The organism is Candidatus Nitronereus thalassa, assembly GCF_032191465.1.
Classification (GTDB): Bacteria; Nitrospirota; Nitrospiria; order Nitrospirales; family UBA8639; genus Nitronereus; species Nitronereus thalassa.
On sequence record NZ_JAQOUE010000001.1, the window covers coordinates 2,002,946 to 2,016,403 of the forward strand.

The 13,458-nt window shown below is 49.6% G+C and carries 8 protein-coding genes; 5 read left to right on the top strand and 3 right to left on the bottom strand.

The window, feature by feature from the left end; translation table 11 throughout:
* Window positions 1-88 precede the first annotated feature (88 nt).
* Complete coding sequence (locus PPG34_RS08965; RefSeq protein WP_313832893.1) at window positions 89-1,582, top strand: M28 family peptidase; 1,494 nt, start codon at window positions 89-91, stop codon at window positions 1,580-1,582.
* 44 nt (window positions 1,583-1,626) lie between these two features.
* Here the strand turns inward: PPG34_RS08965 and PPG34_RS08970 are convergent, their stop codons facing one another.
* From PPG34_RS08970 to PPG34_RS08980, 3 genes are all read right to left on the bottom strand, one after another.
* Entirely contained in the window at window positions 1,627-2,526 is a 900-nt protein-coding gene (locus tag PPG34_RS08970) for a bile acid:sodium symporter family protein (protein WP_313834278.1), read from the bottom strand.
* Between the two features lie 185 nt (window positions 2,527-2,711).
* Complete coding sequence (locus PPG34_RS08975; protein WP_313832894.1) at window positions 2,712-4,034, bottom strand: MFS transporter; 1,323 nt, start codon at window positions 4,032-4,034, stop codon at window positions 2,712-2,714.
* 147 nt (window positions 4,035-4,181) lie between these two features.
* Window positions 4,182-5,900 carry a putative bifunctional diguanylate cyclase/phosphodiesterase gene (locus PPG34_RS08980; RefSeq protein ID WP_313832895.1) on the bottom strand — a complete coding sequence of 573 codons (1,719 nt, stop codon included), beginning with the start codon at window positions 5,898-5,900 and terminating at the stop codon, window positions 4,182-4,184.
* A gap of 439 nt (window positions 5,901-6,339) precedes the next feature.
* On the opposite strand from PPG34_RS08980, the gene PPG34_RS08985 reads away from it, so the two are divergent.
* From PPG34_RS08985 to PPG34_RS09000, 4 genes are all read left to right on the top strand, one after another.
* On the top strand, window positions 6,340-9,543 hold the full coding sequence (locus PPG34_RS08985) for a PAS domain S-box protein (protein WP_313832896.1): 3,204 nt from the start codon (window positions 6,340-6,342) through the stop codon (window positions 9,541-9,543).
* A gap of 127 nt (window positions 9,544-9,670) precedes the next feature.
* Entirely contained in the window at window positions 9,671-10,279 is a 609-nt protein-coding gene (locus tag PPG34_RS08990) for a hypothetical protein (protein ID WP_313832897.1), read from the top strand.
* Window positions 10,280-10,339: 60 nt separating this feature from the next.
* Complete coding sequence (locus tag PPG34_RS08995) at window positions 10,340-12,781, top strand: PAS domain S-box protein (protein ID WP_313832898.1); 2,442 nt, start codon at window positions 10,340-10,342, stop codon at window positions 12,779-12,781.
* A gap of 180 nt (window positions 12,782-12,961) precedes the next feature.
* Window positions 12,962-13,414: a response regulator gene (locus PPG34_RS09000; RefSeq protein WP_313832899.1), complete on the top strand. Its 453-nt coding sequence runs from the start codon at window positions 12,962-12,964 to the stop codon at window positions 13,412-13,414.
* Window positions 13,415-13,458 lie beyond the last annotated feature (44 nt).

Below are 13,458 nucleotides of genomic sequence, written 5' to 3' on the forward strand. Positions count from 1 at the left end.
TATAGTCCGGCCCCCTTTTCCGTCAAGCACTCCCTCATCATATTTTGCAGATTAACAATGGGCATCAAAATATGGGATAGTGGACTCAATGAAACGGTCTTGGAAGTTAACTAATTTACCGCTTTTACCGCTGCTCCTGGGAGGACTCACATTTTTCACACCCCCAGCATACCCAGACGATGGGTCTCTCACCCTCAATCCAAATCGAATGATGGAAGACATTCACGCATTAAGTCACCCTCACTTCGATGGACGCCAAACCGGAACAGAGGGTGATCATCGCTCAGCCGAATTCGTCGCCCTGCGGTTTCACGAATTGGGACTGACCCCTGCTGGCCAACACCACATTGGTCCGCACCATGAACCATGGGGACAAACCGGGCCTGTGACAATCTCCCATATTCAAACGCCCTCCACTTTAGAATTTTCTTTCCCTGGTATGGACAAACAGACGCCAATCACACCTATCATCGGCACACAGTTCCTGCCGGTCCTCGACTCCCCTTCACATCATGTCACCGCGCCCATTGTTTTTGTCGGGTACGGAATCTCCGATCCTGCTCGCGATTGGGACGAATATGAAGGACTCAATGTTCAAAATCACGTCGTCATGTTCTTGCGGGGAAAACCATCACACTATCCGCTCCACATTCAGCACACCGAAAAAGAACGCTTGGCTCGCGAAAAGGGAGCAGTAGGATTCATCACACTGACTGGTCCTGTATTGGGTCGCTACGCCGCGCGTCGAGGAATGGGACATCAACCGCTCGCCTTTTATACGAATGCTAAGGATGAACGACCATTGCCTGGGGTATGGATCAGCGGAGACATCGGTGGAAAGTTATTTCAAGCCGAAGGATGGGATTTAAACAAAATTCAAGAAACTCTGAACGATGAACGAGTCACGCAGTCAAGAGAACTCAACGCACTGACATACATGAAATGGGAAAGTACTCAACAGACAGGATCATTAATCAATGTGCTTGGCATGATTCCAGGAAACGACCCTACGCTTATACACGAAACCATTATTGTCGGAGCACATCGCGACCACTTCGGCCAACAGGCTGGGCTTCTGTTTCCCGGCGCAGACGATAACGCCTCAGGAACCGCGGTGCTCTTGGAAATTGCTCGTGTACTGCAGGAAGGGCCGCCACCAAGACGGACAATTCTCTTCGCTTCCTTTAGTGGGGAGGAACAAAACTTGTTGGGCTCGACATTATATGTGCGCAATCCTGCTCGACCCCTGAATAATACTGTGGCCATGATCAATATTGATCATGTAGGCATTGGCAATGGCAATCTCACTATTGGTGTTTCGAAGATGCCAAAAGATGTAGCCAAAGGTGCAGCTGAAAAATCAGGCTTATCGGACAAAGTTAATCTGTATGGCTTCTTCCCTGGCGGCGACCATGTCCCGTTCGCCAATGCCGGCATTCCTACGATCGCGGTTGTCACCGCTGGCAAGCATTCGCACTTTCATCAAACCTCTGATACTCATGACACTATCCAAACCGATAGGTTAGAAACTTCCGCACAATTCGTCCTTGCTCTCACTAAACATTTAGCCAACCCTGATTAGTGAATTTTATTTTATGGAGGGTTTCGCGCCCGCATAAAATAAATCTAATCTTTCTGCCGTCGCCAGACACTCGCCAACAACGGCCCCGTCACATTGTGCCATATGCTGAAAACCGCGCCTGGCACGGCAGCCAGTGGTTCAAAATGTGCCACGGCCAATGCCACAGCAAGTCCTGAGTTCTGCATCCCCACTTCAATCGAAACCGTTCGCCGTTGCTGAATCGTCGATTTGGGAATTCCTGCCCCCCAATAACCTAACGCCAGGCCCAATGCATTGTGGACCACGACCGCCAGAAGAACCACACCCGCAACCCCAAGTTGATCATGATTCAATCCCACAATGACCCCAACAATCCAAGCAATGACGCCCATAGAAAGGATAGGAAACATTCCTTCAAGCATCCATGGACGTGGCTGCCAATATCGTCGCAGAACCATGCCCACCATCACGGGCAGCAGCACAATCTTGGCCACCGTCCACAACAAGGGTACAGGATCAATCGACAACCAAGTCGAGGCCAGAATCCAAATCCACAACGGCGTCAGCAAAGGGCTGAGTATCGTGGATATAGTCGTCATTCCAACCGACAAGGCCACATCCCCTCGTGCCAAATACGCCACTACGTTGGAGGCAGTCCCACCCGGACAAGCGCCCACCAGAATCACGCCAATGGCCAAGAACGCTGGCAAATCTAACGCCATCGCAATCAACCATGCCCCCAACGGCATTACCAAATATTGCAACGCGACACCAAGAGCAAGCACACGGCTTGAATAACGAAGATTGACTATATCGGCATAGGTCAATGTTAATCCCATTCCTAACATGACCACCGACAAGGCTTCTGGAATCCAAGCCTTCCCTTCCGCAGCCGATTCCGGCGCCAACCACCCCCACATCGCGCCCAATAACACCCACACCACAAACCCATCTTGGATGAGCATCACCCATGGGGAAATACCTTTTGAACGACAATTGTTTTCAGTACCCGTATTCACAACACTTTGGACTTTCTCGTTGCTCGTTGCTGATACAAACAGTCGTTTGCATTTCGTATCTCGTATTTCGTGAAAAGGAAAAAATTAATGAAGTGAAGTTATCCTTGATTTCATGACTAACAAGATACGCTTCACGAGATACGAACGACGGTTTTTGTTAGTCGATGTGCCAACCACCCACACCCTGCCCCAAACACACAGGCACCAGCGGCGAGGTACCAAATGCCGGCATACTCCGCCACGGTCCCTGTGGCCCCCGATGCCCAGGCGAGTCCCAGATATCCACTGACGGACAAGGCGACCGCTCCGGCCAGCTGGCCGACCATATTAATCCATCCCAAAGCATGACCTGTCCGATGTCCTCCCCATCGGTCCGACACTGCCGCGTTGATAATGGGAAAGGCATGCAGGGTCACACCAAGAAGAAGCGCCACACCGCCTAACATCCAGGGCGTTCCCATGGGCACGGTCAAACAACTTACTGAGACAGCGCCCAACCCTAACACCATGGCAGCACATTGGAATCGACCGATTCCGTACGCCGCCAACCGATCGGATAATTTTCCCAACAACGGGCTTCCGGCCACATGGCCTATCGTATACACCGTCCCCATCACGCCGCCTGCAATGACCGCATCTGTTTGACTATAACCCTGCTCGACGTGATACCACTCGCTGGCGAAAATGGTCAGCCACCCGGGTACCAATCGAAGCGCAATAATACCCGCCGCAAAATACCCACCGAGACACCAAAGAATTGGGTCCTTGGTAATAGAAGCGACCCTAGAATTAGGAGTCGTTTGGCTGATGGATTGAGACGGCGCCAAGACAGCCCCTTTGGTTTCTGGTTGTGGCGGATACGATCGAAGGAAAACCCAACACCCCACCCCCAATCCTGCAACAATCAATGCCACCAACCCCATGGCACCTCGCCAACCTGAGAACACCGAGTCGATGCGGTCAAGAAAAAACACGTGGAGCAAAGGGAGCAACAAAAACGCCGTGGCTTGTCCTAGTCCGCCTCCAAATCCATAATAGATCCCATTGGCAAACCCTCGATCTTCCGAGGCAAACCAATGGCTAAGCAGACTCGCCACCGGCACAAAGACACTCGCCGCCACGAGGCCAATCATTACACGCCAACCGATGGCTTCCCCAAAAGATTGTGCCAAGGTAAAGCCCAATAACCCGCCGGCTGAGAGCAACACCCCCAACGGGATGACCGTTCGTCCACCCCACCGGTCCGCGCTTTTGCCCCATGGCACCTGCACCAGAGCATAGGTATAAAAAAACGCGCTGCCCAGCACCCCCAGATCGGCTTTATCAAGCTGAAGGTCTTCTTGAATAAACGAGGCCAGTCCCGTGTAACTCCACCGCGTCAGGTAGGAGGTGGCATAGGCCAACACACCACACACCAAAATCACCCAACGATACGAATATCCAGCAACAAACATCACACCACTCATTGCACATATAAGAATTCAGAGATTCTGGCTCGCTGAAGAACGGGGACGTGCGACATGATCCCGCGACCAGGGCAATGGGGCCCACAGTAACACAGGACCAAGCTTGTTTACATTGTGGTGGGAGGACAATAAAAATTAGTTCAATGCCGGAGCAGAGACATGGCCATGCCTCAACATCGGCATCAAAGAATCAAGAGATTGGGGCTTGGCAAAAAAGTAACCTTGCGCGCGATCACAGTTATGTCCCTTGAGAAAATTGACTTGGTCTTCCGTCTCCACGCCTTCGGCCAGAACGGACAATCCCAAGCTATGCCCCATGGAAATCATGGACGCCACCAAACTGGCATTGTGAGCATTATGGGGAAGATCTTGGATAAAGGAGCGATCGATTTTCAGGGTATCGATGGGAAAGGTCTTGAGATAGCGAAAAGATGAATAGCCCGTGCCAAAATCATCAATGGATATTTTCACACCCATGTTTTTGATTCGCTTGAGCGTAGAAGTGTGATTGATGGAATCATCCATCAACACATTTTCGGTTAACTCCAATTCCAGCATCCCGGGAGAGAGGGTAGAATCCCCTAGCACCTTCTCTATTTTCGTCGCGAGATCATGATGACCAAACTGCCGACCCGAGACATTCACCGCCACTGGAATCTCAGAAACACCTTCGTGACAAATTCCTCTAATATCCGCACAGGCTTTTTGCAGGACCCAGTGACCCAGTGGCCCGATCACCCCAATATGCTCAGCAATGGGAATAAATTGACCCGGTGGGATCAGCCCACGTGTGGGATGCTGCCACCTCACTAACGATTCAACGCCAATAATCCGGCTTGTTTGAAGATCAACGAGCGGTTGGTAGTGAAGGAAAAACTCTTCCTTCGCCAACCCCTGGCGAAGATCATTTGCCAGGGATGACCGACTCGCCACCTGCGCTCCCATGCCACCCAAATAGTAGTGATACGCATTACCCCCCTGATGCTTGGCCTGATACATCGCGATATCCGCATGTTGCAGCAACGTGCCCACGAGATTGTCATCAAAGGGAAAAATGGTGACGCCGACCGAGGCGCTGGAAAAAAGTTCCTGCTCCTCAATAAGAAAAGGCGCCGCAAGGTGATCCAACAATCGATTGGCCACTACACTCACCTGTTGGATGCTGGGAACATCCTCCAGCACCAGAGCAAATTCATCACCTCCCATGCGAGAAACGGTATCGCAATCACGCACACAGGCCTGCAAGCGCTCGGCAACTTGTTGCAATATTTCATCCCCAGCCTGGTGCCCAATGGAATCATTAATATCCTTAAAATGATCAAGATCCACAAACAAGAGCGCCACGAGCTGTTCTGACCTTCTGGCCCGTTTTAAAGCATGATCAAAACGATCGAAAAACAATCGACGATTAGGAAGACCCGTCAATTGATCATAATCCGCCAGGTAGGCCAGGTGCCGCTGGGAACGACACCGTTCAATGCTGTACCGAATCGAGCGATGCAGCGCATCTTTTGTCACATGATCTTTGACCAAATAATCTTGAGCGCCGTTTTGTACGGCTGACACGGCCAAAGATTCGTCATTGAGACTACTCAGAACCAAAATCGGCGTATCTGAAGTCGTCGCACGCAGCTGATCAACCGTGTCCAATCCAGAAGAACTCGGCAAGGAAAGATCGGTCAGGATCACATCGATATCATGTTGCTCAACATAGGTAAGGGCCTCAGGCAACGAATCCAGATGCACGCAATCAATATGAAATCCCTCAAAACTTTCTAACGCCCGCCGGACCCATAAGGCATCTACCGCATTATCTTCGATTAACAACACTTTAATATGGTGGACTTCTGCCATTACAATTTTAGCTCCTATTTCATTCAGAAAGTAATGCATTTCTGCATCTGTATATGAGGGGTAGAATCGGTCTGCGCCAAACCAGACTTAATTCAAAATCCGGATATCTAAATTTCATTCTTCCGTTTCCCGTAATACTGAATCCTCCGATACGCAAAACAGTATTGGTTGCAGGTTTTTATTGAAGAATGTTGCCTATAGAGTTAGGATCAAGGTCCAAAGATAAATTGAGGCGATTCGTGTCCGCTTAGCCTTCTTTCTCAAACGATAGAGAGGTTTCGCCTTTTGTAGATTGGCACTTATCGTCGAGTCCTATGCACACCCATATTCATCGGTATTTTTCCCACTTAATGTTGATTCGTTTTATTCCGATGACATCTATGTTAATCCTGACATCTCTAGGGGCTTACGTTTCCTGGTTCCCCGTCCAAGAAAATATATGAACAGCACATCCGACATACGAGACCATCCTCTCACCAAGATTCCTCACCATTCCACAATGACACCAGAGGAATTTCCCAAACCTCAAAAGGTCATATCTCTTCCCCTTATTATTTTCCTGATCACGGTGCTATCCCTGGTGATCCTTGGTGGCACCCTTCATTTGGTCCACAACAGTCTCGTGAAAAAAGCCGGGCAGGACTTGGCTCTGGTGGCGTCCAGCATTGCCTCCCATCTCAAGACCAACATGTTTGAACGCAAAGGGGACATTACCCTGCTTGCCAGTACGGTGACCCTGAAGGTCGAAGATACCAATGATCTGACGGCCTACCTCACCACCCTCAGTCAAACATACCAAGCCTATTTGGCCATCAGTGTTCTAAACAAAGATGGTCAAATCATGGCATCAAGTGCGTCTCAATTAATGGGCCAGGATTTCGGACAGGAACCCATCCTAAGGGTATGGAATCAAGAACAGCGGTTTCACCTAGAAGACGCCAGGCCTCTCCCGGATTTTAACAATACCCTGGGACTCACACTTTCGGCTCCTATACTCAACGCCGACGACGACCTTCAAGGTTTTGTCGTTGGCCATCTGAACATGTCTTATTTACAAAGAATTTTCGAACGGGCGATGGAAGCCTTTGAAACACAGTTGGGCATCCATTCCACTTTCGAATGGCAACTTCTCAGACAAGATGGCACGGTAATCATTGAATCCCTTCTGGAAGAAACCGGAACGCTGAATCTATCCGAGCAAGGACTGCCCTCTGCCGAATTAGTGGCATCGGGAGTTTCGGGTTTTGTGGAGGAACAGCATCTTCGCCGACACATTCCCGTGATCACGGGATATGCCCCTACTCGCGATATTCGCAGTAACCCCAAATTAAACTGGCATGTTTTAGTGCGTCTGGATCGAGACGAAGTCCTCGCACCTATCCGAAACATCGAATCACTGCTTGTCCTCGCAGGTATTTTTCTTGTAGGCCCTTTTATCGGATTTTTGATTCTGACCATCCGAAAACTTCAGGCGGCCAATTCCAAAACTGCTCAAGCCCTGGAACTGGTTGAACAAGAAAAGGCCTTGTTGTCCAATCTTTCCAATCGACTGACTCTCGCTACAGAATCCGCGCGTATGGGCATTTGGGAATGGAATGTTGCGAGCAATACCTTAACGTGGGATGAACCCATGTATGCCCTTTATGGAATCCAAGGCCACCATTTTGCAGGCACTTACGACGCGTGGATCCAGACCCTTCATGTCGCCGATCAGAGTCGTGTCCAGGAAGAGCTGCAAAAGACCTTGAACGGCCAGGAAGAATTTCATACAGAATTTCGCGTCGTTTGGCCTGATCACTCGATTCATTGGCTGGAAGGCCATGCCATGGTGGAGCGAAGTTCTACAGACGATGTCATTCGCATGATCGGCATCAATGTGGAGATCACCCGGCGCAAACGGGCCGAAAAGGAACTCCAAGAACGGAATGCCCTGGTGTCGTATGAAGCCAAGATCATTAAAATTTTGAATGAGATCCATAGTGTCCGACCCATGCTGCAAGCCTGTACTGACGTCATGGTTGAACATCTGCAAGTCGCCTTTGCCAGAATTTGGACACTCCAACCAAACGGACAGATCCTTGAGCTTCAGGCCAGCTCAGGATTATACACCCACCTCGATGGTGCCCATGGGAGTATCCGCATGGGCCAATTCAAAATTGGGAAGATCGCCTCTGAGCGAAAACCCCATCTCACAAACCAAGTCATCGGCGACCCGCAAGTCCCACAACAAGAATGGGCAAAGGAAAAGGGCATGGTGGCGTTTGCTGGGTATCCTCTTGTCATTGAAGATGAGGTCCTTGGGGTCATGGGCGCGTTTTCCCAACAGGCCCTCTCCCCCCAAATACTCCACATGATGGAGTTGGTTGCTGCCAGGATTGCCCAAAGTCTGGCACACAAAAGGCATGAAAAGGAAATTCATGAATTGGCAGCGCGTAATGCCTTACTCTTAACCTCAGCGGGGGAAGGCATTTACGGAGTCGATACCGAGGGGCTCACGACCTTTGTAAATCCTGCTGCTGCCAACATGCTTGGCTATCGAGCAGAGGAACTCATTGGTCAACCCATGCATAAGACTGTGCACCATTCCAAACCGGATGGGATACACTATCCCCAAGAAGAATGCCCCATGTACGCCGCATTCAATGACGGAAAAGTGCATATCGTCGACGACGAAGTGCTTTGGCGAAAAGATGGCACAAGCATTCCGGTCCATTATTCGAGCACACCCGTGCGAGATGCGGCAGGAAACATCATCGGGGCTGTGGTGACCTTTTCCGATATGACCGAACGGAAACAAGCCGAAGAGGCCCTCCTTCAATGGACTCAGGCCTTGGAACATAGCAATAAGGAGTTAGACGATTTTGCCTATATTGCTTCACACGATCTCAAGGAACCCCTGCGAGGCATTCACAACTATTCCCGGTTCCTGGTGGAAGACTATGCCGCATTGCTCGGTGAAGCGGGCAGTGAACAATGCCAAACCATCATGCGGTTGTCGCAACGCATGGAAGAACTCATTAATACCCTCCTGTACTATTCCCGTCTCGGGCGGACCGACCTCGCTATCCGCGAGGTGGATTTAGATCGCGTAGTCCTGGATGTTCTCGATACTCTCAAGCCTCGACTCGAAGAAGAGGGCATTACCATTCAGTATCCCAACCCCTTGCCGGTCCTGCGCTGCGATGAAGCCCGTGTTGGGGAAATCTTTCGCAACCTCCTGACCAATGCCATGAAATACAATGACAAGACGGACAAATGGATTGAAATCGGGTGCGTGAATACAGACCGCAGTAAAGCGCAAGAGAGGGGGAAGAACTCGGCTCTATCTTCAAACAAGATACGAGATGCAAAAGACGGAATACGGCAGTTTTACGTGCGCGACAATGGCATCGGCATTCCGGAAAAACACTTTGGGGACATGTTTCGAATTTTCAAGCGCCTCCAAGGGCGGGATAAGTTTGGTGGGGGCACTGGAGCGGGATTGACAATCACTCAAAAAATTGTCCACCGCCACGGAGGGAGGATCTGGGTGGAATCAACGGTAGGGGAAGGCACCACTTTTTGGTTTACCCTGGAGCCGCAATCTCAGCAGGAGAAGCGATTTCCCATTGAAGATAAGGGATCTTATGATATGAACAAGTAGGTCTCTGCTCTGAACAAGTCGTGATTGTTTAGTTTTAAAAAAATTTTACTAGGAATTATCCTAGGTGGTGGTCGACTAACCAGCAGGCCCCGAAAGCCATGGGGACCATAGGGTTTGGAGGTGCACTATGATTAATCAAATATACGGGTCGACGTCATTCGATCAATTCATGCCGCATGGTGGTTGCTATCTCTGGCAATCCGATCTGTTGTGGCTACATGTCGTTTTCGATGGAATCATAGGGTTGTCCTATTTTTCCATTCCCCTCACCTTGTACTATTTCGCGCGTAAAGGCGGAGCTCTCCCGTTTAAAAGTGCACTCTATTTGTTTGTCGCCTTTGTGTTTGCCTGTGGGCTGACCCATCTCATGAATATCTGGAACGTGTGGAACCCAGATTATTATATAGCAGGTTTCCTGAAAGCCATTACCGGAATAATTTCTTTGGCCACGGCGATCATTCTCTGGCCCCTAGCCTCCAAAGCCGTTCAACTTCCGAATCTGTTTAGTTTGCAAGAGGCCAATCAGGTCTTAACAAAAGAAATTTCCCGTCGAGAAGTGTTCGAACGGGAACTCCAAGCCAAGGCCCAATTGCTTTCAGAGTCTAATGCTCAACTCACTCAACTGAACAGGATGATGTTGGGAAGGGAAACGAAAATGATCCAACTAAAACAAGAAATCAATGAATTATCGGAATCCCTCGGACGCCCCTGTCCCTACTTGGTTGAAGGAAGGTAAATGATATTCACATTGGCTCGAAAATCCATGCAACGGGATTTAAAACTGTAAAGGCCGACTATGGAATCTTACAATCCCCAACTCAGACTCCCCATGTTGGTACGGTTCGGGATCATAGCGCTCATTGGGGGAGTTTTTCTCCTGGATATTTTCATCCCATTAGGAATGTCCCTCGGAACACTTTATCTCCTTGGAGTATTATTTACCCTTCCGCTAAAACAGCGTTCGTTTACGGTGACCGTGGCGGCCATCTCCGCTTTAGGTATTGTAATAGGGTGGGTGTTTTCGCCTCCTGGAATGGAATTTTTATCTCCCGCCATCAACCGGCTCATTTCTCTCGGGACCCTTGGCTTGGTCACATTTATGGTATTGCGGCAAATTAATACGACCGTTGAATTGCAAGATTTACAGGACTCACTTCAGGAAAAAATTCGAGATAAAACCTCCGATCTAGAGCAACAACGACTCGCCACAATGAATCTTTTGGAAGACATCGATCAGGCCAGATGGGAAGTCGAGCAGAAAGAAGAATTATTAACGAACCTTTTAAATCATGCCGAAGCGGCGATTTATGTTAAAAACCTCTCTCATCGTTACCTGTTAGTGAATTCAAATTTTGCCACACATTTTCACCTCTCCCCAGAATCGTTTATTGGAAAAACCGATGAGGAACTTTTTTCTACGTCGGTCGCCTCTCTCATTGGTCAAAGGGAAGGTGAGGTGCTGCAAGGCAAAAAACCCCTGAAATTTGAACAGCGTATTGTCTTCCCAGACGGTCTGAAAACGTGGCTCACGATTAAATTTCCCTTGCTAGACTCTTTCGATCAGCCCTATGCCCTTTGCAGTATGTCCACTGATGTCACCGACCTTGAACAGGCCCAGAAGCTCTTTCACAAAATTGTGGAAGCCGCCCCCACCGGCATGATTATGGTCAACCAGGAGGGTCGCATTGTGTTGGCCAATGCCCTCACCTGCTCGCAATTCGGATACACCCGAGAAGAATTATTACAACAACCTGTAGAGCTGCTGGTACCGCTCCGCTTCAGGGCCACTCACCCCGACAAACGCACGGGTTTTATGTCTCACCCCGAACCTCGGAGCATGGGAAGTGGACGTGACCTTTATGGCTTGCGGAAGGACGGGACAGAATTCCCCCTTGAAATTGGTCTCAATCCCCTTTCCACCCCCGAAGGTTCTTTTGTCCTCGCTTCCGTCGTGGACATCACGAAACGAATCGAAGGGGAAAAATCTTTTGCCCAATTGTACCGTCACCATCAATTGCTGTTGAACTCGGCCGGAGAAGGCATTTATGGCATCGATTGCAACGGCATCACGACCTTCATCAACCCCGCGGCCGCTAAAATGCTAGGGTACATTCCCGAAGAATTGATTGGAGTACCTATGCATTCCACGGCCCACCATACCAAGCCCGATGGATCGGCCTATCCTCGCACGGAATGTCCCATGTACCAAGCTTTTCAGGACGGAGCAGTCCATACCGTCGAGGATGAAGTTCTTTGGAGAAAAGACGGAAGCTGTTTTCCGGTTGAGTACACCACGACCCCGATCTCCGATGAAGAGGGGTGCTTCGTTGGCGCAGTGGTCACCTTTAAAGATATTACAGAGCGGAAACGCACAGAAGCCATGCTTCGGCAATGGACCCAGGCCTTGGAACACAGCAATAAGGAGTTAGACGATTTTGCCTATATTGCTGCGCACGATCTCAAGGAACCCCTGCGAGGCATTCACAACTATTCCCGGTTCCTGGTGGAAGACTATGCCGCATTGCTCGGTGAAGCGGGCAGTGAACAATGCCAAACCATCATGCGGTTGTCGCAACGCATGGAAGAACTCATTAATACCCTCCTGTACTATTCCCGCCTCGGGCGGACCGACCTCGCCATCCGCGAGGTGTATTTAGATCGCGTAGTCCTGGATGTTCTCGATACTCTCAAGCCTCGACTCAAAGAGGAGGGCATTACCATTCGGTATCCCAACCCCTTACCGGTCCTGCGCTGCGATGAAGCCCGCGTTGGGGAAATCTTTCGCAACCTCCTGACCAATGCCATGAAATACAATGACAAGACGGACAAATGGATTGAAATCGGGTGTGTGGCCGCAGAGACCGGGGAAGCGTTACCCGTGAAGCAAACACCGAAACAGCGCGCGCAGGGTTCGGTTCTTTCTTCAAACGAGATACGAGATACGAAAGACGAGATACGCCATTTTTATGTGCGCGACAATGGCATCGGCATTCCGGAAAAACACTTTGGGGACATATTTCGGATTTTTAAGCGTCTCCAAGGGCGGGATAAGTTTGGTGGGGGCACCGGTGCGGGTTTAACGATCATTGAGAAAATTGTCCACCGCCATGGCGGGAGGATCTGGGTGGAATCAATGGTAGGGGAAGGCACCACTTTCTGGTTTACCTTGGAATCCTCTTCCAAATCTTCCACTCACAATCAAATTTCTCCTTCGACCATGCCCAATTCCGTCCTATAACATGGAGTCTCGAGTCATGACTGTCCGAATTTTTACTGGCCTTTGTGCACTGACCATATTGTTCCCCATCTCCGTCATAATACGCCTAAATATTATTGACATCTTGGTGACAAAGGAATACACCCCTAGAGAATTCTTAACCTATCAGGAATGTTTTCATCTCAAGGCAGGCGTTAAACTATGAAAGTACTGTCTCAAACTTGCCCGATCCTCTTGGTGGATGACAATCCTCATGATTATGAAGCCACCAAACGTTGTTTCAAACAAATCGGAATAACAAATCCTTTGATGTATTGTGCGGATGGGGACGAAGCCCTTGACCTCCTCCAGGGACAATCAACACAAACTCAATACGCCCGCCCCCCTCGACCCAGCCTCATTCTTTTAGATTTAAACTTACCTGGAACCGACGGAAGGGAAGTCCTCAATCAACTGAAACAGAGTAAGCGTTTGAAATCAATTCCCGTGGTGGTACTGACAACGTCGTCCGACCCTAACGACATACACGCGTGTTATGACAAGGGGGCCAATAGCTACGTCGTCAAACCCGTGGATTATGATGGTTTACTGGAAGCCATGCGGTCTCTGTGTCAATTTTGGTTGGAGGTGGCAGAAGTGCCATCGATGGCCTAGATTCAATCTTTTCAGAGATCGAGGAACCTATAAACTCATGCCAA